This window comes from Flavobacterium inviolabile, from assembly GCF_013389455.1.
Classification (GTDB): domain Bacteria; phylum Bacteroidota; class Bacteroidia; order Flavobacteriales; family Flavobacteriaceae; genus Flavobacterium; species Flavobacterium inviolabile.
Window position 1 is genome coordinate 706,062 of record NZ_CP058278.1, and the last position, 22,719, is coordinate 728,780.

The 22,719-nt window shown below is 38.9% G+C and carries 21 protein-coding genes and 1 rRNA gene; 8 read left to right on the forward strand and 14 right to left on the reverse strand.

The window, feature by feature from the left end:
* From HW120_RS03275 to trhO, 5 genes are all read right to left on the reverse strand, one after another.
* The gene (locus HW120_RS03275; protein WP_177730780.1) at nucleotides 1-492 is read right to left on the reverse strand and encodes a gliding motility lipoprotein GldH; all 492 of its coding nucleotides are present in this window, start codon (nucleotides 490-492) and stop codon (nucleotides 1-3) included.
* A complete protein-coding gene (locus HW120_RS03280) occupies nucleotides 476-1,645 on the reverse strand; it encodes a PSP1 domain-containing protein (protein ID WP_177730782.1) in 1,170 nt (389 codons plus the stop codon). Before HW120_RS03280 ends, HW120_RS03275 begins: the two co-directional genes overlap by 17 nt.
* Nucleotides 1,646-1,837: 192 nt before the next feature.
* Nucleotides 1,838-2,068: a ferredoxin gene (locus HW120_RS03285; RefSeq protein WP_177730783.1), complete on the reverse strand. Its 231-nt coding sequence runs from the start codon at nucleotides 2,066-2,068 to the stop codon at nucleotides 1,838-1,840.
* The gene (locus tag HW120_RS03290) at nucleotides 2,068-3,309 is read right to left on the reverse strand and encodes a peptidase U32 family protein (RefSeq protein WP_177730785.1); all 1,242 of its coding nucleotides are present in this window, start codon (nucleotides 3,307-3,309) and stop codon (nucleotides 2,068-2,070) included. Before HW120_RS03290 ends, HW120_RS03285 begins: the two co-directional genes overlap by 1 nt.
* Before the next feature lie 5 nt (nucleotides 3,310-3,314).
* The gene (gene trhO, locus HW120_RS03295; protein WP_177730787.1) at nucleotides 3,315-4,673 is read right to left on the reverse strand and encodes an oxygen-dependent tRNA uridine(34) hydroxylase TrhO; all 1,359 of its coding nucleotides are present in this window, start codon (nucleotides 4,671-4,673) and stop codon (nucleotides 3,315-3,317) included.
* 259 nt (nucleotides 4,674-4,932) lie between these two features.
* Here trhO and recA point away from each other — a divergent pair, with 259 nt between their 5' ends.
* The 4 genes from recA (at nucleotide 4,933) to HW120_RS03315 (ending at nucleotide 8,500) form a co-directional block, all read left to right on the forward strand.
* The gene (gene recA / locus HW120_RS03300) at nucleotides 4,933-5,937 is read left to right on the forward strand and encodes a recombinase RecA (RefSeq protein WP_177730789.1); all 1,005 of its coding nucleotides are present in this window, start codon (nucleotides 4,933-4,935) and stop codon (nucleotides 5,935-5,937) included.
* Between the two features lie 98 nt (nucleotides 5,938-6,035).
* A complete protein-coding gene (locus HW120_RS03305; RefSeq protein ID WP_177730791.1) occupies nucleotides 6,036-6,446 on the forward strand; it encodes a hypothetical protein in 411 nt (136 codons plus the stop codon).
* 12 nt (nucleotides 6,447-6,458) lie between these two features.
* Nucleotides 6,459-7,007 (forward strand): RNA polymerase sigma factor, encoded by a 549-nt coding sequence (locus HW120_RS03310; protein WP_177730792.1) that lies wholly within the window; start codon nucleotides 6,459-6,461, stop codon nucleotides 7,005-7,007.
* The gene (locus HW120_RS03315; protein ID WP_177730794.1) at nucleotides 7,004-8,500 is read left to right on the forward strand and encodes a hypothetical protein; all 1,497 of its coding nucleotides are present in this window, start codon (nucleotides 7,004-7,006) and stop codon (nucleotides 8,498-8,500) included. The genes HW120_RS03310 and HW120_RS03315 overlap by 4 nt, the downstream gene beginning before the upstream one ends.
* A gap of 55 nt (nucleotides 8,501-8,555) precedes the next feature.
* Here HW120_RS03315 and HW120_RS03320 read toward each other — a convergent pair whose 3' ends face one another.
* Nucleotides 8,556-9,314, reverse strand: coding sequence for a lysophospholipid acyltransferase family protein (locus HW120_RS03320; RefSeq protein ID WP_177730796.1), 759 nt, complete (start codon nucleotides 9,312-9,314; stop codon nucleotides 8,556-8,558).
* Nucleotides 9,315-9,443: 129 nt separating this feature from the next.
* On the opposite strand from HW120_RS03320, the gene trpS reads away from it, so the two are divergent.
* Entirely contained in the window at nucleotides 9,444-10,415 is a 972-nt protein-coding gene (gene trpS, locus HW120_RS03325) for a tryptophan--tRNA ligase (RefSeq protein WP_177730798.1), read from the forward strand.
* Nucleotides 10,416-10,463: 48 nt separating this feature from the next.
* On the opposite strand, the gene dprA is transcribed toward trpS, so the two are convergent.
* Nucleotides 10,464-11,567: a DNA-processing protein DprA gene (gene dprA / locus HW120_RS03330; RefSeq protein ID WP_177730800.1), complete on the reverse strand. Its 1,104-nt coding sequence runs from the start codon at nucleotides 11,565-11,567 to the stop codon at nucleotides 10,464-10,466.
* Nucleotides 11,568-11,814: 247 nt separating this feature from the next.
* On the opposite strand from dprA, the gene HW120_RS03335 reads away from it, so the two are divergent.
* Entirely contained in the window at nucleotides 11,815-12,762 is a 948-nt protein-coding gene (locus HW120_RS03335) for an HU domain-containing protein (RefSeq protein WP_177730802.1), read from the forward strand.
* Nucleotides 12,763-12,829: 67 nt separating this feature from the next.
* Entirely contained in the window at nucleotides 12,830-13,345 is a 516-nt protein-coding gene (locus HW120_RS03340; protein ID WP_177730805.1) for an acyl-CoA thioesterase, read from the forward strand.
* Nucleotides 13,346-13,399: 54 nt separating this feature from the next.
* Here the strand turns inward: HW120_RS03340 and HW120_RS03345 are convergent, their stop codons facing one another.
* The 6 genes from HW120_RS03345 to HW120_RS03370 all read right to left on the reverse strand — a co-directional run bounded on the left by HW120_RS03345 (nucleotide 13,400) and on the right by HW120_RS03370 (nucleotide 19,893).
* Nucleotides 13,400-14,689, reverse strand: a complete 1,290-nt coding sequence (locus tag HW120_RS03345; protein WP_177730807.1) for a murein hydrolase activator EnvC family protein — start codon at nucleotides 14,687-14,689, stop codon at nucleotides 13,400-13,402.
* A 20-nt stretch (nucleotides 14,690-14,709) separates the two neighbouring features.
* The gene (locus HW120_RS03350; RefSeq protein ID WP_177730809.1) at nucleotides 14,710-15,474 is read right to left on the reverse strand and encodes a DUF4292 domain-containing protein; all 765 of its coding nucleotides are present in this window, start codon (nucleotides 15,472-15,474) and stop codon (nucleotides 14,710-14,712) included.
* Nucleotides 15,474-16,826, reverse strand: coding sequence for a tetratricopeptide repeat protein (locus tag HW120_RS03355; RefSeq protein ID WP_177730811.1), 1,353 nt, complete (start codon nucleotides 16,824-16,826; stop codon nucleotides 15,474-15,476). Before HW120_RS03355 ends, HW120_RS03350 begins: the two co-directional genes overlap by 1 nt.
* 1 nt (nucleotide 16,827) lies before the next feature.
* Entirely contained in the window at nucleotides 16,828-17,838 is a 1,011-nt protein-coding gene (locus HW120_RS03360) for a sugar phosphate nucleotidyltransferase (RefSeq protein WP_177730814.1), read from the reverse strand.
* Nucleotides 17,839-17,928: 90 nt separating this feature from the next.
* Nucleotides 17,929-18,363: a dUTP diphosphatase gene (gene dut, locus HW120_RS03365; RefSeq protein WP_177730815.1), complete on the reverse strand. Its 435-nt coding sequence runs from the start codon at nucleotides 18,361-18,363 to the stop codon at nucleotides 17,929-17,931.
* A 69-nt stretch (nucleotides 18,364-18,432) separates the two neighbouring features.
* A complete protein-coding gene (locus HW120_RS03370) occupies nucleotides 18,433-19,893 on the reverse strand; it encodes a lipopolysaccharide biosynthesis protein (RefSeq protein ID WP_177730818.1) in 1,461 nt (486 codons plus the stop codon).
* Between the two features lie 163 nt (nucleotides 19,894-20,056).
* On the opposite strand from HW120_RS03370, the gene HW120_RS03375 reads away from it, so the two are divergent.
* Nucleotides 20,057-22,144, forward strand: a complete 2,088-nt coding sequence (locus tag HW120_RS03375) for a prolyl oligopeptidase family serine peptidase (protein WP_177730820.1) — start codon at nucleotides 20,057-20,059, stop codon at nucleotides 22,142-22,144.
* A gap of 398 nt (nucleotides 22,145-22,542) precedes the next feature.
* On the opposite strand, the gene rrf is transcribed toward HW120_RS03375, so the two are convergent.
* Nucleotides 22,543-22,652, reverse strand: a 5S ribosomal RNA gene (gene rrf, locus HW120_RS03380).
* Nucleotides 22,653-22,719 lie beyond the last annotated feature (67 nt).

The window sequence follows — 22,719 nt, forward strand, 5'->3', positions numbered from 1 at the left end:
TTATTCTGCTTTTTCAATTCTAAATCCAACTTCCGAAATACCGCCTAATTGCTCCATACCGCTAACTTTCCCCGTTTCGCGGACAGCCTGTTGGATATCAATGGTGTATTTCCCGATTTTAGGAAATTTCGCTTTTTCCTTATACCAGAGTTTGCTTTCCTTTACATCCGAAAATCCGTCGCCCAAAAGGGATCCGTCTTCTTTTGCCATCAGGTATTCCAGGGTATCCACTTTAGTAACGCCATCGGGCTGCAACATGGACACAATCAGGAATAAGTTATTAAACGGATAACTGTTGTTATTTCTTATGTTAACAAACATACTATAATCCGTAATGGTATCGTTCTGTTCAAAAGAAAAAGTCACTTTCTGGTTCTTATGCCATGAACCGTCTATTTCCTGATATTCATCAAAAACCCTTTTCTTATCACAAGAAAAAAGTACTAATGAAAGTGCTATTCCTATAATTAAAAAATTATTTTTTTGGAGCATTTTTATCGTTCGAAGAATTATTTGGTTTACGTTTTTTAGCTGGTCTTTTCTTTTTCTTAGGCTGGTCAAAACGGGTTAAGCTGTCTTGTCCTACCACATTCTGGAAGTTTTTCTCTACTTCTTCCTGAGCGATTTCGATGGCAAAATCTTCAATTGCCGCCACCTTTTTCTTTTGTTTGTTTATCGCTATAATTTCTTTTACCTGTTCTATTTTTAAAACATGCCAATGCGCGAAATCATTCGTATAAGCAAACCACATCAGTCCTTTGAAGATATCCAGTTTCTGGCAGATGGCTTCTCCTTTATCGGCATAAAGCCTGGTTTCCATTTCCGGAAAGTCTTTTAAGGCGTCCAGATAGGTATCCAGTTCATAGTTCAGACAGCATTTCAGTTTTCCGCACTGTCCTGCCAGTTTCTGCGGATTCAGTGACAACTGCTGGTAACGCGCTGCCGAAGTATTTACACTTCTGAAATCGGTTAACCAGGTAGAACAGCACAATTCCCTTCCGCAGGATCCCACACCGCCCAAACGCGCTGCTTCCTGGCGGAAACCAACCTGTTTCATTTCAATACGGGTACTGAATTCTTTTGCAAAGTCTTTGATCAGCTGCCTGAAGTCAACACGGTCATTTGCCGTATAATAAAAGGTCGCTTTCGAGCCGTCTCCCTGAAATTCAATATCGGAAATTTTCATTTCCAGTTTCAGTTCAATAGCAATTTCACGGGCACGAACCTTCATCGGTTCTTCCTTATCCCGGGCCTCGATCCAGATATCAATATCTTTTTGTGTTGCTTTTCTATAAATTTTACCTACTTCGCCATCCGGATTAACTCCTTTTTTCTTCATTTGTATCTTAACCAGTTCCCCGGTTAGGGTTACAATTCCGACATCGTGTCCCGGTGAAGCGTCTGTAGCGACGATATCGCCAATGCTTAACGTTAGTTTTTCCGCATTTCGGTAAAATTCTTTTCTCCCGTTTTTAAATCGAACCTCAACACAGTTGAACGGTTCCTGCCCTCCGGGTAGGCTCATGTTGGACAGCCAGTCAAAAACAGTCAGTTTATTACAACTGTCCGTACCGCAGGTCCCATTATTTTTACATCCCCTAGGAGTTCCGTCTTTACTCCCGGTGGAACAGTTTGTACATGCCATATGTTTGAATATATATAGATCGTGACCCAGTCACTACTTGTTCGTAAAATGTTTTGTGTGTAAAGATACTATTTTTTAGAATCAATCTCACAATGTCAAAAGTGCCTGACTTTTAAATTGTGAAAAATTTAAAAGCCTGTTACATTTATTACAACGCAACAGGCTTTTTTTAAGTATGTTAAATCGGTATAATCAGATTTCTTTTATCGAAATTATATTTACCGGACAGGCTTTTGCTGCCAGTTCACAATGCTCGGCTATGGTATGGTCCGTCGATTTTAAGGTATGGAACCCTTTGGAGTCGACCGCCTTTAACAGCACGGTTTTCCCGTCTTTTTTAGACATCTGAAATTGTGCCGGAGCCATTTCCACACAGTAATTACAACCGATGCATTTATTTCGCTGTAAGGTTACAATAACCATTATGCTTCAACAATTTTATACAGTTTGTCTGATAAACGGATGCGGAATGGCAATTTAATCGTGCAATTATCGCCGCGGGTGGCTTTTTCGGAAGCAGCTTCATTGACAAACATTTCTTCAATGGTCATTTCCTGCGCTCCTGTTGTTGGTCCCGTTATCAATATCGTATCTCCTTTTTTAATATCGTATGCTTCTATTTTGAATTCTCCGATGCCAGCTTTCTGATAAAAACGCGTTCCTTTACCGATATATACTTTTTTCTGTGTGGCATTGGATCCCGGGTTATCACTCCATTCTCCTAATTTTTGTCCTAAATAATAGCCGGACCAGAAGCCTCTGTTGTAAACGGTATTCAGCGCCTCCATCCATTCCGAAACCTTTTCTTTCGAATACGACTGGTCGTAATAAGCATCTATCGCTTCGCGGTACGTTTTGATTACCGTTGCCACATATTCGGGCGCTCTGCCTCTTCCTTCAATTTTCAATACCTGAATTCCGGAATCAATTACCTGATCCAGAAAATCAATCGTACACAAATCTTTTGGAGACATCATGTATTCGTTATCGATTTCAATTTCAAATCCCGATTCCTGGTCGATAACCGTATATTTTTTCCGGCAGTTTTGCTTACAGGCACCTCTGTTTGCCGAGGAGTTGTGCGAATGCAGGCTCAGGTAGCATTTCCCGGACACTGCCATACACAAAGCACCATGCCCGAATATCTCGATTTCAACAAGATTCCCGGAAGGTCCTTTTATCTCTTCTTTTACGATTTGATCGGTAATTTTTTTAACCTGACGCAGGCTCAGTTCTCTTGACAAAACCATTGTATCGGCAAAAAGGCTGTAAAATTTTACCGTTTCAATATTGGTCACATTTAATTGTGTCGAGATGTGCACTTCTATTCCCAATGCTCTGGCGGAAGCAATCACGGCCTGATCGGAGGCAATTACCGCGGTTATATTGGCCGCTTTTGCTTTGGTTAGCAAGGTTTTCATAACCGACAGGTCATGGTCGTAAATAATTGTATTCAGGGTAAGATAGGTTCTTACTTTTTTTTCTTCACAGCGTTTTGCTATTTCAGGCAGGTCGTCCATTGTAAAGTTAATGGAAGCCCGGGCTCTCATGTTCAATTGCTCTACACCGAAATAAACCGAATCAGCACCATTATCCAAAGCAGCCTGAAGCGACTCAAAGTTCCCGGCGGGAGCCATGAGTTCAATCTTTCCAGATGTTGTCATACTACTTAGTTTATGATTTTAAACAACTTATCAGACAAGCGGATTCGGAACGGCAGGTTAAACGTTACTTTATCTCCTTTTGCTGCCGTATCGGACACTGTTCCGTTTACCATCATTTCGGTTACGGTGATCTTTTGTTCTCCGGTTGTTGGTCCGGAAATAATGATCTTATCCCCTACTTTCAGTACATCGTTTTCAAGCAGAAACTGCCCTACCTGTGCTTTCGGATAATAATGTTCTCCTTTACCGATAAGTACTTTTTTAACCGCTATTCGTTGCCGGATGGTTTTTGGTTTTTCGGCAACCGCTAACGGCTGATCGGATAAAAGTCCTGAATTTTTAAATTTCAGTGCTTCCGATTTTCCTTTTTTAAATATTTTGTTGCCGTTTTTAACCCCGCGACGCAATTTTACCTGCTCCGCTAAAGTCATGTGTATAATTTCCTGACATTCGGAAGAACAGCAGTTTTCCATTGCGTTTTTACATTCGTCACATTGAATAAACAATAAATGACAGCCTTCGTTCGCGCAATTTGTATGATTATCACAAGGCTTACCGCATTGGTGACATTGTGAAACGATATCGTCGGTGATTCTTTCTCCCAAACGGTGGTCAAAAACAAAGTTTTTACCAATGAATTTGCTTTCCAGTCCTTCGGCTTTTACCTGACGGGTATATTCGATAATCCCGCCTTCCAGCTGGTACACGTTTTTAAATCCTTTGTGACGGAAAAAGGCACTTGCTTTTTCGCAACGGATGCCTCCGGTACAATACATCAACAGGTTTTTTTCTTCTTTATATTGCGACAGCTGCTCCTCTATAACAGGTAGTGATTCTCTAAACGTATCCACATCGGGTGTAACGGCTCCTTTAAAATGCCCGATTTCACTTTCATAGTGATTTCTGAAATCTACCACGATGGTATTCGGATCTTCCAGTAAATCATTAAACTCTTTTGCTTTTAAGTGAATTCCCTTATTGGTAACATCAAAGGTATTATCGTCCAAACCATCGGCTACAATTTTATGACGCACTTTAACGGTCAGCTTCAAAAAGGAGTGATCATCGTGTTCTACGGCAACATTCAAACGAATGCCTTTCATAAAGTCATAGGCTTCGATAGTGTCTTTAAATGCGTAGAAAAAATCTGCCGGAACAGACAATTGTGCGTTGATTCCTTCGTGGGCTACATAAATACGGCCTAAAACCTCTAACGGGTTCCACGCTAAGAATAAATCGTCTCTGAATTTTTTGGGATCTTCAATGTTGGCATACGCATAGAAAGACAAAGTAAGTCTTTGCTTGCCCGCTTCATCAATCAGCTGGGCTCTTTCTTCTGCGCTTAAGGTGTTATACAGTTGCATGCTATAAACGTTTAAGTGAGCAATATGTTAGGAACTCTAAATGGAAGAATTCGGGTGCAAAGATATAAAAAATCATTTGCTATTCAAAAACAGGCTGCTGCAATATTTTTATGCTGTTTTGTTTTCAGTATCACGGTTTTATTAGGAAAAACACCGTGTTGCCATTAGTATTTCCAAGTGTTGATAAGATGTTATTTGAAACTTAAAAAAAAGCGCTATTTTTACAGAAAATAAGAGCCAAATTTTAAGACAAAGAAAGATGAGTGCAGACAAAGAAGCGAAATTAAAGGCGTTACAATTAACGCTGGACAAATTAGATAAAACCTACGGAAAAGGAACCGTAATGAAACTTGGAGACAGCGCAGTAGAAGAAGTGGAAGCCATTCCTTCCGGATCTTTAGGTGTTGACTTGGCTTTGGGTGTAAACGGATATCCTCGTGGCAGAATCATAGAAATTTACGGACCGGAATCGTCTGGTAAGACCACTTTAACCCTGCATGCAATTGCAGAAGCTCAAAAAGCGGGCGGAATCGCTGCTTTTATTGATGCGGAGCATGCTTTTGATCGTTTTTATGCTCAAAAACTGGGTATTGATATTGACAATCTTATTATTTCACAACCGGATAACGGGGAACAGGCTTTGGAAATTGCCGAAAACCTTATCCGTTCCGGAGCTATTGATATTGTAGTTATTGACTCTGTTGCTGCTTTAACGCCGAAAAGCGAGATTGAAGGAGAAATGGGTGATTCTAAAATGGGATTACATGCCCGTTTAATGTCACAGGCTTTGCGTAAATTAACAGCTACAATCAGCAAAACCAACTGTACCGTTTTCTTCATCAACCAGCTGCGTGAAAAAATTGGGGTTATGTTTGGTAACCCGGAAACAACTACCGGTGGTAACGCTCTGAAGTTCTATGCTTCCGTTCGTCTGGACATCCGTAAATCGTCACAGATTAAAGACGGTGAGAACGTTATCGGAAACAGAACAAAAGTGAAGGTTGTTAAAAATAAAGTAGCACCGCCTTTCCGTACTGCCGAGTTTGACATTATGTATGGTGAAGGTGTTTCCAAAGTGGGTGAAATCCTGGATTTAGCCGTAGACTTTGAAATCATCAAAAAAAGCGGTTCCTGGTTTAGCTATGGCGATACCAAATTAGGACAGGGACGTGATGCCGTTAAATCATTAATTAAAGACAATCCGGAATTAATGGATGAATTAGAGGCAAAAATTAAAGAACTGATCAAACAAAAAGAATCATAAAATAAAAAAACCCGAAAATTTTCGGGTTTTTTTATTTTATGACGCAACCTTTTTTATTTTCGTATATCTAACTATAAAACGACTGAAAGTAATCTGAAATGAAAAAAATATTTGCCCTGTTTTTTTTTATTACATTTTTGAATGCGTGTTCTTCCGATTCTGATATAGAAAACACCTCTTTTGAGTTATTGCCTATACAGGATGTACAGTTACCGGACACGTTTAAAGCAGGTGTGCAAACAGTAATATATCTAAAATATAAACGACCTACTAACTGCCATTCATTTAATGGTATTTATTATGAAAAAAACGGCAACACAATTACTATGGCGATAGATGCCCTATACCAGCACCTTAGTAATTGCGAAGCTGTAAATGAGAATCCGTTTGAAGTTAGTTATCCATTATTTATCAAAACTTCCGGAGCGCATGTTTTACGATTTTGGCAAGGAAAAAATGCCCAGGGTGAAGATCAATTTTTAGTCCGGGAGATAGATGTACAAGAATAAAAAATAATTCGTTTGAGTGTCGAGCAAATCATATACGATTGTAAAAACAACGACCGCAAAGCACAGGAGCAGCTCTACAAGCTATTATCTCCAAAGCTTTTTGCCGTCTGTTTGAAGTATTCTCGTAATTATGCCGAAGCAGAAGACAACTTACAGGATGGTTTTATTTTACTGTTTAAAAAAATTGAACAATATCAATTTAGAGGTTCTTTTGAAGGTTGGGCGAAACGATTGATGATTAATAATATTCTTCAGAAATACCGCAATCAGGGTGTTTATGAATTAGTGAATGACAATATTATTGATAACAATCCAACGGTGGATTTTGACGATGAAGATGTATCCCTCGATTATCTCATCAGCATTATCCAGGAATTACCGGATCGGTACCGACTGGTGTTCAACCTGTATGTAATGGATGATTATTCGCATAAGGAAATCGCCGAAATGCTGAACATTACAATAGGAACATCAAAATCAAATCTGGCAAGAGCCCGAATGATTTTAAAAGAAAAAATTGAAATACAACAACACAACAGAAAAGTATCCTCAACACAATGAGTGAAAGAAAAAACATAGATCGCCTTTTCCAGGAAAAGTTTAAGGACTTTGAAGCAGTTCCTCCTAAAAACATGTGGGGAAATATTCAGGCCGAACTGGACGGGGAAAAGAAAAAACGAAAGTTTATTGCTCCTTTCTGGCTGAGACTTTCCGGAATTGCTGCTGTTTTCCTTTTAGGTTTTTTAACGGCAACCTATTTCCTGTCTAATCCCGGCAAGCCGCAAAACAGCCCCGTGGTTAATTCGGACGAAAGCAATAAGAATGCTAACGGTTCCGAAACCGGAAATAAACAAAACAGCCTGATTGACCGCGATCATCAAATCAACACAACAGCAGAAGAGGCTTTAGTTGAAGAAAATGCTGCAAAAAACAGCATTGTAAATAAAAACAATACGAATACAATCGTAAACCGTTCCCATACAGAGAACAATAATTATTCTGCGAAAAAAGGAAGCAGTAACCGCGTTATTGCCAACCGAAAAAACCGCACTAAAAAACAATCCGGGAATTATATTGCAGGAAACAACAAGAATGGCTTTTATGCAACGGATTTTGACAAGCGTCTGACCGATAAAGAGAATGACAACGACGGCAGTTCTAAAAATTCCGGCAAAACAAGACCTTTTAATTTTCATAAGAAAAACAATATTGCAAACTATATCATTATCCCTGAAAAGGATAGTACCCAGACAGAAATCGCTGCTGAAACCGAAAATGTTTTAGACAAGGTTCAAAAGGAGAAATTGCTGGCTGAGACTAAAAAAATTAAAGAAAAAGAAGTTAAAAAATCCAAATGGGCAATCAGCTCTACGGTTACACCAATATTCTTTCGTTCCACATCAAACGGTTCTCCTATAGACAACCAGTTTGCATCGAATACCAAAGATTATGAAAACACCATGAGTTACGGTCTTGGACTTCGTTATGAACTGAACGACAAACTGACCTTGCGCACCGGTATTAACCGCCTGGCATTTGAATACAACACGAATAATATTGTGTATTATGAAAGCGCTAATGCAAACGGATTACAAAATGTATCCCGCAATAACAGCGGCGCTAATATCCAGATACAAAATAAAAACGGTGGTCTGACAACAGATCCAAACAGCGGAATTGTAGAAAAAATGAATTCCGGAACGTTAAATCAGAAAATGGGTTATATCGAAGTTCCGATGGAATTATCATACAAACTGATCGACAATCGATTCGGTATCGAATTAATCGGTGGTTTCAGTACCCTATTTTTAAATCAGAATAAAATTGATCTGGTGTCTTCTGAGTTAAACACGACTATTGGAGAGGCAAACAATTTAAATGATGTACATCTTAGCAGCAACATAGGTGTAGGTGTTAAATACCGCTTCCTGAAATCTTTTGAAGCCAATTTTGAACCTACCTTTAAATATCAACTGAACATGTTCAGTAGTGACGCCGGAAATTTCAAACCCTATCTTTTTGGTTTGTACACCGGAGTTAGTTATAGATTTTAAGCTTTTTAGTTAGTTAGCTTGAATTTTAGTTAAGTTGAAAAAGCACTCTTTTGGGTTAGAGTGCTTTTTTGTTTTTATCAAATTCCAGTAATTGGTTCAGGATTATGGTTCTCACTTCATCCTTCACTTCCTTTTTATTGTCCTGTGTTTTTCCGACTGTAGCAACCGGTTTGTGAATTTTTATTCTCATTTTCCCCGGACTTCCGCTAAAAAACGTAAAAGAAAAACGCTCCTTTACATCTCCAAACGACATTGGAACAATCGGGATCTGATGTTCGATAGCCAGTCTGAAAGCACCGTCTTTAAACTCATCCAGCAGTATGCTTTCATTATCCGGAACACCTCCTTCAGGAAAAATACAAATACTAAGCCCCTGCTCCAATCGTTTTTGTGCCCGTTTAAAAACTTCAAAACGGCTTTTAGAACTGCTTCTGTCTACCAATATACAGGTGCGTTTGTAGAAAAATCCGAATATCGGCAGTTTTGCCAGTTCTTTTTTACCCACAAACACAAACGGATTGTCTTTAACCAGCATCAGCATCAGCATGATGTCAATCATCGAAGTATGATTGGCAACCAGCATATAACTTTTTCCTTTTTCCAGTACATCTTCTCTTTCTACCTTATAATAGAAGCCCATTCCGTAGAAAATAATTTTAGCCCACAGTCTTGCCAGAACAAAAAACTGGGGATATGTTTTTTCCGATAAAATGGAAAGGAACAAAAGCGGAAATAAAACGATGATCGGCACAGTGACCAAAACATAAAACCAGATTCGCCAAAGTGTCCAAAAAAGGATTTTTAAAATTTTCATTCTTTTAAGTTGTTGTACGCATTTATATTCCGCTTCAAACGGCTCCTTCTTCTTCAAGTTATCAAAAGTAAGAATTCGTCCAAAACTTTTTACCAAAACCGTTACCTTTGCAAAAAATAATTTTAAACAATGGCAAAAATCTTAACCGGTGTTCAAAGTACAGGAACGCCACACTTAGGAAACTTGCTCGGTGCTATTTTACCGGCTATCGAAATGGCCAACAAGCCCGAGAACGAATCTTTTCTTTTTATTGCCGATTTACATTCGGCTACACAAATAAAAGATGGTAAAACGTTACGTGATAACACCTATAGTGTTGCAGCAACCTGGCTTGCCTGTGGTTTAGATATTACTAAAATTACGTTCTACCGTCAGTCCGATGTTCCGCAAACAACGGAGCTATCCTGGTATTTGAGCTGTTTTTTCCCTTTTCAGCGTTTAACACTGGCCCATTCTTTCAAAGATAAAGCCGATCGTTTAGACGATGTGAATGCCGGGTTGTTCACTTATCCGATGCTGATGGCTGCCGACATTCTATTGTATGACGCCGAATTTGTACCGGTTGGAAAAGACCAACTGCAGCACCTTGAAATTACACGTGATGTTGCCTCCCGTTTTAACCACCAGATGGGAGAAACGTTTGTATTGCCGGAAGCAAAAATTGAAGAACACATTATGATCATTCCGGGAACTGATGGCGAAAAAATGAGCAAGTCCCGCAATAATTTCATCAATATCTTTTTAGACGATAAAGCACTTCGCAAACAGGTTATGAGTATTGAAACGGACAGCACTCCGCTGGAGGCTCCTAAAAATCCGGATACCTGTAATGCTTTTGCTATCTATAAATTATTGGCTACTCCGGAACAAACGGAAGCAATGCGCGCTAATTATTTAGGCGGAAATTATGGCTATGGCCATGCCAAACAGGCCTTATTTGAATTAATCACAGAAAAATTCAAAACCGAAAGAGAACGTTACCATTACTATATGAACAATTTACCGGAAGTAGATGCTTTATTAAAAAAAGGCGCTGCAAAAGCCGGGACTATTGCCGATGGTGTTTTGAAAAGAGTCCGTGAAAAATTAGGATACGAATAATATAAAAGAGAGGTGTGATTCACCTCTCTTTCTATTTTAAGCCTTATTTCAAATCGCTTCAAACAGTTTTCCGGGTAACGGCCGTATAACACCTTTTAATTCCATCGTGATCAGCATTCCTGAAAGTTTATAAACCGGCATACCGCATTCCAGCGCAATACTGTCTAAAAGTGTCTTTCCGTTTTGCTGTAAAAAGTTGTATATCAAATGTTCGTCCGGTTCCAGGTTTACAAAAAGCTGTTTTTGTACGGGTGTTTTGGGTTTTGCGGTTACTTCCCAGTTGAGCAGGTAAATCAAATCGGCGGCCGATGTCAGCAAATTTGCCCGCTGTGTTTTAATGAGCCTGTTGCATCCGGAGCTGTAGCGGTCTGTTGTTCGTCCGGGAATTGCAAAAACATCCCTGTTATAATCGTTTGCCATCATAGCCGTAATCATAGAACCGCCTTTTTCTGCACTTTCAATTACAATGGTCGCTTCCGATATTCCGGCGACAATGCGGTTTCTTCTCACAAAATTTTCCCGATCCGGATTTGAAGAACTCCAGAACTCCGTGACAAAACCGCCATTTTCCAGTACTGAAGCCGTATATTTCTGGTGTGCTTTCGGGTAGACCTGATTTAATCCATGGCCTAAAACAGCCACTGTCTGGAGATTGTTCTCAATGGCCGATAATTGTGCCGTGATATCCGTGCCATAGGCAAACCCGCTCACAATAACCGGGCATAATGGTGCTAAGTCCGTAATCAGTTTCCGGCAACATTCCACTCCGTAACCCGAAATTTGCCGTGTCCCGACGATACTGATAATTTTGGATTGCTGCCAGTTGATCTTTCCGGACTGAAACAACAATACCGGACCGTCCACGCAATGCTGCAGGCGCTGCGGATATGTTTCTTCCTGATAATACATCACCCGGATGGCATTCTTTTGAATAAACTTCATTTCCGTTTCGGCCAGTTCAAATATCTTTTTGTCCTGCAATTTCCGGAAAACGATTTCCCCGATTCCGTCTATCGCCAGAAGTTCCTGTTTTTTCGCAGTAAATATTTCCCGGGCGGTGCAGCAATGCTGCAACAGTTTTTTAGCGAGTATATCCCCGACTCCTTCAACTTTTAAAAGCGCTAATGTGTAAAATAAATCCGATTCGTTCATGGCGTATAGTTTAAATAATAGCTAAAAGATACAGGATTACCTGCTAATTATCAACTTATTCGCTACTAAAAAGCATCCTCCTTTCTCCGGTTACGGAAACAAGGTTCCTGCAAAACTTTAAAAGAGGTTCAAACCCTTAAAAAAAGTAACAGATTCAATTTCAGATGTTTACAACTATAACCGGAATTGTTAATAACATTTGTTGATAAAATTTGGGATTCGGTCTTGAATAATTAAATTTGTAGATATGAAGATAGAAAACTACATCTCGGCTTTGTTATATCGTTATCAATGCGTTACCGTTCCTGGGTTCGGTGCATTTTTAACCGCAATTCAATCGGCACAACTGAATGGAAGTACAAATACGTTCTATCCTCCTAAAAAGTTGGTGTCTTTTAATCCGCATTTAAAGAATAATGATGGACTGCTTGCTAATCATATCGCTTTGCAGGAAAAAATTTCCTATGATGATGCCGTAATCGCGGTTCAGCATGAGGTAAACCTGTGGATTGAAAAATTACAGCGAAAAGAGTCTTTACAATTGCTGAATATTGGTGAAATTTCTGTGAATTCCGAATGGAACTGGGTTTTTGAACCGATTACTTCGGTGAACTATCTTGCCGATTCTTTCGGTTTGAGTTCAATAGTTTCTCCGGCAGTAAAAAGAGAAGTTTTAAAAGCACAGGTTGAAGCACTGGAAGAAAAAGCTCCGATTGTTTTCACACCGGAAAGAAAAAGAGATTATTCCTTCCTTAAATATGCCGCTATTTTTGTGGTATCACTGGGTGTTGGCGGAGCGGCTTACAAATCTTATTATGACCAGCAGATCACCAGCAAGAATGTTTTAGTGGCAAAAGCGGTTCAGGAAAAAGTACAGGATAAAATCCAACAGGCTACTTTTTTTATTGAAAGCCCTTTACCTCCTGTAACGTTAAACATTAAGGAAACCAAAACAAAAGTCGTTAAGCCTTACCATATCATGGCCGGTGCTTTTCGAAGTGAAGCCAATGCAGAACGCATTTTCAAAGAGCTGCAATCGTTAGGTTTTGAACCGGTTCGTCTGGAAAGAAACACTTTTGGATTGTATCCGGTTTTATACGGCAGTTTCACTTCTTATGCCGAAGCACAAACCAAACTGAAAGAAATTCATAAAAATCACAATAAAGAGGCCTGGGTACTTATCAAGGAGCTTTAAAATTATCAAATCCCGAAAAATTCGGGATTTTTTTATGCTTCTATTGCTATCTTTGCAAGAAAAAAAGATGCAAGAGAAATTCCCTTCAGATTCTATTACTATATTAACCGACCTTGTTTTACCGGGTGAGACAAATCCGCTAAACAATCTCTTTGGTGGTGAGTTATTAGCGCGTATGGATCGTGCTGCCAGTATCACAGCCAGAAGACATTCCAGAAGGGTATGCGTTACGGCTTCTGTTAATCACGTAGCTTTTAACCGTGCTATTCCTTTGGGAAGTGTTGTAACGGTTGAATCGAAGGTGTCCCGTACGTTTAAAACGTCTATGGAAATTTTTATTGACGTATGGATTGAAGACCGTGAATCCGGAATTAAAAACAAAGCAAACGAAGCTATTTATACTTTTGTAGCGGTAGACGAAACCGGACGCCCGGTGGAAGTTCCGGCTATTGTTCCGCAAACGGAAGAAGAGAAAAAACGTTTTGAAGCAGCGTTGAGAAGAAAGCAGTTGAGCCTGGTACTTGCCGGCAAAATGAAACCGCACGAAGCAACAGAATTAAAAGCTTTATTCATGCAGGAATAAGGTTTCACCGAAAATAAAAAAGCCACTAATAATTTAGTGGCTTTTTTATTGTAATTACATATTGGCTAACCAGCTCTGCGGGTTCAGCGTAGTTGTATTTTGTGAAATCAGGAATTTCAATACTGCTCTTCCGGAGGAATTGGTGTGTATCTCTCCGATACTTTGCTTAATCGATACTTTATCGCCTTTTCCAACAAAGACTTTACTTAAATTCAGGTAAACGGTCACATAATCACCATGCTGGATAAACACGGCACGGTTGTTTGCCGAAATAACCTGTACCTGTAATACTTCCCCGCCAAATACCGCTCTGGCATTGGTTCCCGGTTCTGTACTGATTTCCACACCACTGTTGTGAACAATCAGGCTTTTATGGATTGGGTGCGGCTGGTCGCCAAAACCTAAGGAAACAAATCCTTTTTCTACCGGCCATGGCAATCTTCCTTTGTTGGCTCTGAAATTATCTGCCAATGCTTTTCCTTCCGGAGTCAGATAGAATTTTGTTGTGGATTCTGCGGCGGCAGTTGTTGCCGGTTCTGCTTTTTCCACTTTCTTACCGGCCGCTTTATTTCTGGCGGCTAAAGCCGCAGCAGCTTCTCTTGCTTTTCTGTTGGCTTCGGCAATGGCTTCACGGATTAAACGCTGAATCTGTCTGTCGATTGCTCTGGACTCTTCTTGTTTTTTCTTAATATCACCGGCTAATTTCTTCTTATCCTTCTGGATAACTTTCATTAATTTTTCCTGTTCGGATTTGTCTTCTTCCAGTGCTTTCTTCTCTTTTTCACTTTCTACCAGAAGTTTTTGTTTTACTTTTTTCTTCGATTCCAAAACAGTGGTCGCATCCTGCAATTGAAGCGATTTGTTTTTAATCTCAACGCCCTGCATTTTTCTAAAGCTGGCATATTGCTTCATATACTGAACGCGTTTGTATGCCTGCAGGAAATTTTCGGAAGAAAGTACAAACATAATACGGCTTTGCTCCGAACGGCTTTTATATGATTTTACAATCATCTTGGCATAGTCTTCTTTCAGAACCGTTAGCTCTCTTCCCAGTTTGTTTATCTCTAATTGTTTCAGATAAATATCATCCGTCAGCAATCGGGTTTGTTTTTGAGTGGTATTGATCAGTTTTTCACTCAGCTTGATTTTTGTTGTTTGCTGGGAAATTTGCACCAATACTGATTTCTCCTTCTTCTTTTCAGATTGAAGGAGTTGCTGTACTTCTCTTATTTCTTTTTGAATCTGTGCTTTTCTTTCTTCAAGCTGACGTTGTTTGTCTTCAGTTTGCGACCAGGAAGCAATTGACAGGAAAATAAAAAATAGGCTAAAGAGCTTTTTGTACATTGTTCTTTTTTTTGACAAAATTAATCAATAAATATTTGTTCGTATCCTTCCGGAATATTGTATGGGAAGCTTAGCTTTTCATCGAAGCTGATGGAATTATAATCGACTTCGATTCTGACATTTCCTTTCTGAAAAGCCTCAATAATCATGTTTAAAGGCAGCGTTGCCTTATCATAGGCTTTATAGGCCGGATAACTGACTTCCAGAGAGCGCATCGGATCTTTTTGTGAAATGACCTGATCTTTTAATAAAAAGTTGGCCCCTTCAAACAAAAATTCTTTGGTGATGTTAGCATTCGCTTTGCTTTTCAGCTTATATTTTTCGTTTTCAATAGAAACGTTATAGTTTGTTTTCGTCAGGTCGTCCATTGCCTGGCCTAAAAGAATGTTCTGTACTTTTTTAAAATCCAGATCGGTTCCCAGCCATCTGCTCAACATGGTATAATCGCCGTCAAAAAAACGGCCGTCTTTACTGTAATAGCTCACGCGCGTTGGCGTAATCAGGGCTTTCGCCAATGGAAAACCAAGAATACGGGCACTGACTAAAATAATCTCATCTTTTTTGATACGGATATCGCCATTAACCGAAAGGGATGTTTTATCATCCTTATAGCTTACGCTTGTTCTGATATTTGCCGTTTCAAAGTTGAACTTGTTACTGTAATGTCCCTGAATGATTTTTGAGGCTTCAATTTTTTCGGAAGCGCCCTGCTCTGCTACTGCAATTTGTTTTGACTTACAGGAAACTAAAAGTACCAGTCCGAAGAGGATTATTATTTTTTTCATTATTTTTTTTGTTTTAGCAATTGATTGGCTTTGATAAAATATGCTTCTTTTTTCTTTTCATCGCCTAAACCGTGGTAGGCTTCTCCAAGCTGAATGTTCATATTGATCTCCAAAGCCCTATCTTCTACTACAAAATCCATTCCTGACTGTAATAAATCGATGGCTTTTTTATAATTTTTTAGCTGATTTTGCGCCATCCCTGCAAAAAAGTACAATTTTGCATGCGTGGGAAACAAATCCAGATAGTTTAATGCTTTTTTACTGACTATATCATACTGCTCACTTTCTGAGTAAGCCTGCAATAACAATTCTATCGTACTGATATCATCCTTTTTGTTTTCCAGACTTTTCTCGAAGAAGACAATGGCATCTTCGTTTTTCTTTTTCTCAAGGAAAAAGATTCCGATTTCTTTAGGCACATCCACATTCGGATCCCCTGTAAAATAATCGACAGCCTGCTGTAATTCTTTTTTATACGAATTTGTGTTGTTTGAAAAAATCAGGAATTCGTTCAGCACGCGGTGTTTGATCTTCGCATCGATTTTTTTGCTTTTCAGCACCTGGAACATTGCATCGGCAGCTTTCTGCGGTTCTTTATTGTTCAGGTTAAATTTAAAAAGACTCACCTGCGCCCAATCGGAAGTAGGGATTGCTTTTTCCAGTTTTTTAGCCACTTCCAGCGCCTTCTCTTCCTGGTTGCTTTCCGAATACAGATAGATCAGCTGTATATAGTTGTTTTCGTCATTCGGATTTTTCTTAATCGCCTGTTCTAATGTTTCCTTTTCCGGTTTTTTGAATTTCGAATCGCTTAAAATTTGCAGCTTGTACATTTCCAGCGTCGGGGTTAGTCCTGTAGTCACATCCATTTCGTTAATGAGTGCCAATGCTTTGTCAAATTGCTGTGTGTACATGTACAGCGACACCAGATCGTCCTGGAACTTTTTGTCGAATTCAATTAATTTTTCAACAACCGGTATGGAGCGGTTAAAGTCTTTTGTTTCATAGTACACATCATACAATCCGTTCCAATACCAACGTTCTTTCGGATTTAAGGTTATGGCTCTCTGAAATTCTTTTTCCGCTTCCGGATAGTTTTTTTGGAACAGGTAATTTTTCCCTAATTCATGATGAATAACCGGATTGTCCGGCTGGTTTTTCAGACATTTAAAAAGCGATTCGATCGCCTTATCATAATTTTCAATCCCTTTTTGCTTTAACGATTCATAGAAATTATTCTGAAATTCATCGTTTTCCAAAGCAATAGCATCAGGCTCCTGTTGTGCCACTGCAGGGAGCGGCACAGCCAAAAAGCCTAATAAGGTGAACGCTATGAGCTGTCTTTTTATATTCATTTTATTCTAAAACGGAATAATCGCCTATACTGATCGCAGTAAACTTCCCGTCGAATGCCGCATGATTTCCAATCATGGCATTGTCTAAGACTGCGTTTTTAATATGTGCATGGGTTTGTACCAGGCTGTTTTTGATGGTGCTGTCCGTAACATGTGTTCCGTTGCCCAAAGAAACGTTTGGTCCTACCGTAGCATTGCATATCACAACATCATCACCAATAAAACAAGGCGGGATGATTGTTGCATTTTCTAATTTCACTTTTTCGGAAACCAGGTGTACGCCATCCTGATGTAAAAAATTCAGCATACGGGAGTTTGTTTCAACCGTTACATTTTTATTTCCGCAGTCCATCCACTCTTCCACTTTACCGGGAACAAATTTCATTCCTTTCAGCTTCATGTTTTCCAATCCGTCAGTAAGCTGGTATTCGCCTCCTTTTACAATGTTGTTATCTAGCAGGAACTGTAATTCGGATCTTAATGTTTCCCCGCTTTTAAAGTAGTAGATACCAATGATGGCCAAATCGGAAACAAATTCCTTCGGCTTTTCAACGAAGTCTACAATCTGGTTGTTACCATCCAGTTGTACCACTCCAAAAGCGCTCGGATCTTCTACCTGTTTTACCCAGATAACGCTGTCTGCTGTAGTGTCTAATGTAAAATCGGCTCTGAAAAGCGTATCGGCATAAGCCACGACAACCGGTCCCGACATACTTTCTTTAGCACACATAATTGCGTGAGCGGTTCCCAAAGGTTCGTGCTGATAATATATTGTTCCTTTTGCACCTAACTTTTCTGCAATAGCAATTAATTCGCCCGGTACTTTATCGCCAAAATCTTTGTGAATGATAAATGCTATTTCTTCAATTTCCTGATTGATTACTCCGGCAATATCTTCTACAAGACGGTGAACAATAGGTTTTCCTGCAATTGGAATTAACGGTTTCGGTACGGTTAAAGTATGTGGGCGAAGACGTGATCCGCGTCCTGCCATTGGGACAATTATTCTCATTGATTGATTAATGTTTAAACAATGAATGTGTCTTGAAAGTGCACATTCGTTTTACTTTATAATTAGTAACGGCTTTTTTTAAATTATAGTCTATTTTACTCCTGTACTTCCGAAACCTCCTTCGCCACGGGCTGTTTCCGAAAGTTCAACCACTTCCTGCCATTCTGCTCTTTCATGTCTGGCAATTACCAGCTGTGCAATGCGCTCTCCGTTTTCAACAACAAATGGTTCGTTTGATAAATTTACTAAAATGACTCCTATTTCTCCTCTGTAATCGGCATCAACAGTACCCGGGCTGTTCAAAACCGTCACCCCTTTTTTAAATGCCAGTCCGCTTCTTGGTCGTACCTGTGCTTCAAATCCTATGGGTAATTCTATAAAAAGTCCGGTTTTTACCAGAGCTCTTTCCAAAGGCTGTAACGTGATTGGTGCTTCAATATTGGCTCTTAAGTCCATTCCTGCAGAGGCATTAGTTTCATATTCCGGTAATGCGTGTGCTGATTTGTTGATAATTTTTATTGTCATTATATAGTAATTTTCCTGAATCAGGATTGTATTTGAAACGATGTTTAAAAATAAAAAAAAATATGCAATTTATCTCTTTATCAGTCGGAGTATCGTCTGTTTTTCATTTCGATAAATAAAGTATCCGAAAATTAAGATCGCCAGTACACCAAAAATATAATTATGGAGACTTGGTACATAAAAAGATAGTCCTGCTAATAGTGTGGATACCGATAAGTATCCTATAATTCTTTTCTTATCGTAAGGAATCGGATAATATTTGTTTCCCATAAAATACGAAATCGCCATCATGGTGCCATAGGCTGCCAGTGTTGCAATGGCCGATCCCATGTAGCTGTACACCGGAATTAACAGGTAATTCAAGACCAGTGTTACCACCGCTCCGACAATGGAAATATAAGCACCCACTTTTGTCCGGTCAATTAATTTATACCAAACAGAAAGGCTGGTATAGATTCCCAGGAAGAAGTTTGCTAAAATGATGAGCGGTACCACTTTCATGGCTTCCCAATAGGTACTGTTCGGTACCAGTATTACTTTTAAGATATCGGCAAAAACGACTACACACAACAGGATCATCGATCCGAAAATCACAAAATATTTGGTAACCACGGCATAGGTTTGCGGTGCATCTTTTTTATCGGCATGATTAAAGAAGAACGGTTCGATTCCCAGCGTATAAGCCGTCCGGAAAAGTACCATAAACAATCCCAGTTTATAACAGGCCGAATAAGCGCCTACTTCTGCTTTCGCAATATTCTGCGGCAGCAATTTCCCTAAAAGGATCTTGTCAAAATGTTCATTGATCCCGAACGCCAGACCGGCAAAAAGTATCGGCAGTCCGTAGTTCATCATGTTTTTCCATAACGGTACATTGAAATGCCATTTTAGGCGGAAATAGTCCGGAAGGAATACTAACAGTGTTGCCAGACTGGCAATCAGGTTGGCAATAAAGATATAGCCCACCTGGTAGTCGTGAACATAAAAACTGCTTATGAATCCATCCGGGTCTGCTTTTGCGATTTTGGGAAGGAATACCAGGAAAAAGATATTTAATCCAACGTTAATCGTAACGTTGCAGATTTTTATAACGGCATATTTTATAGGTCTTTGAAAAGCCCGGAGTTTCGAAAACGGTATTACCACCAGAGCATCCAGAACCAATATCCATACGGCATAGGTTACATATTGTGTTTCCACATCGGCCCATTCGGCCAGCGTACTTCGAAATAACAGTGCCATAGCCAGGAACAGCATGGAGGTCCAGAATAATGAAATCGTGGTTGTTTCGATCACACTTTTCTTATCTTCCTCTTTGTTATAGAACCGGAAAAAAGCAGTTTCCATTCCATAGGAAAGGATAACGTTAAAGAAAACCATCCATGATAAAACGATGGTTACATTCCCGTAATCGCTCTTTGGCATTAAATCCGTGTGAAGCCTAACCAATAAAAAGCTAAGCATTCTTGGCAGCACGGTAGCCACTCCATAAATAAAAGTTTGTTTGAAAAGATTTTTATATAAACCCAAAATATTTGCTTTGACTAATGACGAACAAAAATAGTTAATTCTTTTCGTTTATTTATCGCAGCGTTTTGCATTGCTAACACTATTTGCATCAATTTATGATCCGAATTTATTTCTACACAGAAAAATCAGCTTTTAAGTATATTTGTCCTATATCTGATTTGAAATGAAAGAAAAATTACAGCTACTTTTTTGTTCTTTAATGACTTGCCTTACCTATTCACAGCAACAACCGGTAACCAAAAAAATCCCAACAACAATTTCGAAACACGGCATTACTTTTACCGACAATTACAGCTGGCTTGAGAAAATGCGGTCTGATGAAGTGACTAACTGGGTCGATGCTCAGAATAAAATTGTATCCGATCATTTCAAAACACTAAATAACACCGATTCTATTGCTGCTGTTATCAAAGAATACGACACCAAAACAACATATAAAATCCCGGAGAGAAAAGGGAAATATTTTTTCTCGCTCTACAGAAAAGAAGCTCATAAATCCGGTTATCTTTTTTATCGGAAAGATCTGAATGAAAAATCTGTTGAACTTGTCAATCCAAATACTATTTACGAAGATAAAAATGTTGCGATAACAAACTATTATCCTTCCAAAAGCTCTAAACTTCTCGCCTACAAAATAAATATTGACGGCAGTGACCGGCACGAAATCCGGTTTGTAGATTTGGATAAAAGGACAGCCCTTACGGACGATATAAAAAATGTAAAATTCTCCAATGTTTCCTGGAATAAGGATAATGGTATTTTTTATAAAAAGAACAGCAATAAGGAGCAATTTGCAAAAGATTCTACCTACCAGCTTTTTTACCACAAAATCGGAACCCTGCAAGAAAATGACGATCTGGTTTTTGACAGTTCAAAATCGGAAAGTGATTTTGACTTTTTTACGTCAAAAGACAAACTGTTTATTATCGAAACAAGTAAGGATGAAACTTTAAAAAACTATTATTATGCAGAATTAAATTATGATGTTTTTCAACCAAAAAAATTTATTGAAAACGATTCAACCGATTTTAAACTGCTATCCTCTGTAAATGACAGAATTTATTTTTCTTCAAAAAAATATAACTGGGGAGAGATCCGCTCATTCCCCATAGCGAACAGAAACGAAGAAACGGTTGTTGTACCGCAAATTTTCAATAACCTTCTGGTTAAATCATATTTTTATAATGATTACATCGTTTGCAGATACAAAACCACCGGGAAAAATTATTTTATCATCTATGATTATACCGGGAAATTCATCCGAAAAACAGACGCACCTAAAGGTATGGAGATTGATGTTACTGATTTTAACCCTAAAACCAAGGAACTATATTATGGTTTATACTCGTATATCCAGCCGTATCAGAATATAAAGCTAAATGTAGAAACAGGAACTGAAGAGCCATTTTATAGCGCCAGTAACCGCCCTAAGCCGACTCTTTTTCCCCTAAATCATTTTGAAATTATCACAACCACCTATAAAAGCAGGGATAATGTTGATATCCCCATTACCATTGTTGCTAAAAAAGGCATTCCGCTTGACGGAAATAATCCGACCTTATTAAAAGCCTATGGTGGTTTCGGAACAATATCTCCTTCATCCTATGATACCAGTTTGCTGTATTTTCTTGAAAAGGGTGGTGTATTTGCCTATGCTGAAATCAGAGGTGGCGGGGAAAAAGGGCTAAAATGGCATACCGATGGTAAAGGGCAGAAAAAGATAAATACGTTTAATGATTTTATTGATGCTGCCGAATACCTGATTAATAACAAATATACTTCACCAAACAGACTGGCCATAACCGGCGGATCCCAAGGCGGTTTATTGGTAGGTGTTGCCATGACCAAAAGACCTGAATTATTTAAAGTGGCCATACCTAATGTTGGCGTTTTTGACATGAATGAATTTAACAAATACACTGTTGGCAAATACCATTTAGATGAATATGGAGATCCTAATGTTTCGAGTGATTACAAAGCAATGATGGTATATTCTCCTTATCATAATATTAAAGAAAATATAAACTATCCTACAACCCTGATCATTACATCTGAAAATGACGACAGGGTTCCGCCGTTTCAATCTTATAAATTTGCTGCATTATTACAAAACAGAGCTGCTCAAAAGAATCCTGTGTATATTAAAACACTTAAAAAGGCTGGTCATGCCGGTAAAAACTTTAACTATGATGACCGGATTGAAGAAAAATCAGCGCTATACAGTTTCCTTTTATACCATTTGAATAAATAAAAAAGGCGGTTCTTATTTTAATAACCGCCTTTTTTTAGCTTCTTTAAAGCACCAAATCCGGGATATATATTCTTTTATTATCGAAATGCAGCTGCTTTAATAAAGCAAACTAAACACTTATTTACAGCAAAACCGAACCATTAAGCCATCCTTTTTAAGGATAAAAAGCCGGATCATTAGATTGATCCGGCTTTTTTATGTGCGTTATTATAGACAATATCTTTTATTAAAGGACGATTTCCCGATCATTTAACCGGTTCACTGTACTTCTTATTTCTTACTTCTTTTCTCTTATTTCTTTTCTCTTATTTCTTTTCTCTTATTTCTTTTCTCTTACTTCTTTTCTCTCACTTCCTCAAAACAAAAAACCCTATCCGTTATGGATAGGGTTTTCAAAAGAAAGGCGGCGACATACTCTCCCACAGGATTGCAGTACCATCTGCGCAGGCGGGCTTAACTTCTCTGTTCGGAATGGGAAGAGGTGAGCCCCGCCGCAATAACCACCTTAATAGGTACCATTGCTTTGAGCAAGGTTTCATTGAGTTTGATTTTTTAAACCAAATTCGAATGAACAA

Coding starts and splice junctions, on each gene's coding strand:
- HW120_RS03275 (WP_177730780.1), bottom strand. CDS start 492: ATGCTCCAAAAAAATAATTTTTTAATTATAGGAATAGCACTTTCATTA.
- HW120_RS03280 (WP_177730782.1), bottom strand. CDS start 1,645: ATGGCATGTACAAACTGTTCCACCGGGAGTAAAGACGGAACTCCTAGG.
- HW120_RS03285 (WP_177730783.1), bottom strand. CDS start 2,068: ATGGTTATTGTAACCTTACAGCGAAATAAATGCATCGGTTGTAATTAC.
- HW120_RS03290 (WP_177730785.1), bottom strand. CDS start 3,309: ATGACAACATCTGGAAAGATTGAACTCATGGCTCCCGCCGGGAACTTT.
- trhO (WP_177730787.1), bottom strand. CDS start 4,673: ATGCAACTGTATAACACCTTAAGCGCAGAAGAAAGAGCCCAGCTGATT.
- recA (WP_177730789.1), top strand. CDS start 4,933: ATGAGTGCAGACAAAGAAGCGAAATTAAAGGCGTTACAATTAACGCTG.
- HW120_RS03305 (WP_177730791.1), top strand. CDS start 6,036: ATGAAAAAAATATTTGCCCTGTTTTTTTTTATTACATTTTTGAATGCG.
- HW120_RS03315 (WP_177730794.1), top strand. CDS start 7,004: ATGAGTGAAAGAAAAAACATAGATCGCCTTTTCCAGGAAAAGTTTAAG.
- HW120_RS03320 (WP_177730796.1), bottom strand. CDS start 9,314: ATGAAAATTTTAAAAATCCTTTTTTGGACACTTTGGCGAATCTGGTTT.
- trpS (WP_177730798.1), top strand. CDS start 9,444: ATGGCAAAAATCTTAACCGGTGTTCAAAGTACAGGAACGCCACACTTA.
- dprA (WP_177730800.1), bottom strand. CDS start 11,567: ATGAACGAATCGGATTTATTTTACACATTAGCGCTTTTAAAAGTTGAA.
- HW120_RS03335 (WP_177730802.1), top strand. CDS start 11,815: ATGAAGATAGAAAACTACATCTCGGCTTTGTTATATCGTTATCAATGC.
- HW120_RS03340 (WP_177730805.1), top strand. CDS start 12,830: ATGCAAGAGAAATTCCCTTCAGATTCTATTACTATATTAACCGACCTT.
- HW120_RS03345 (WP_177730807.1), bottom strand. CDS start 14,689: ATGTACAAAAAGCTCTTTAGCCTATTTTTTATTTTCCTGTCAATTGCT.
- HW120_RS03350 (WP_177730809.1), bottom strand. CDS start 15,474: ATGAAAAAAATAATAATCCTCTTCGGACTGGTACTTTTAGTTTCCTGT.
- HW120_RS03355 (WP_177730811.1), bottom strand. CDS start 16,826: ATGAATATAAAAAGACAGCTCATAGCGTTCACCTTATTAGGCTTTTTG.
- HW120_RS03360 (WP_177730814.1), bottom strand. CDS start 17,838: ATGAGAATAATTGTCCCAATGGCAGGACGCGGATCACGTCTTCGCCCA.
- dut (WP_177730815.1), bottom strand. CDS start 18,363: ATGACAATAAAAATTATCAACAAATCAGCACACGCATTACCGGAATAT.
- HW120_RS03375 (WP_177730820.1), top strand. CDS start 20,057: ATGAAAGAAAAATTACAGCTACTTTTTTGTTCTTTAATGACTTGCCTT.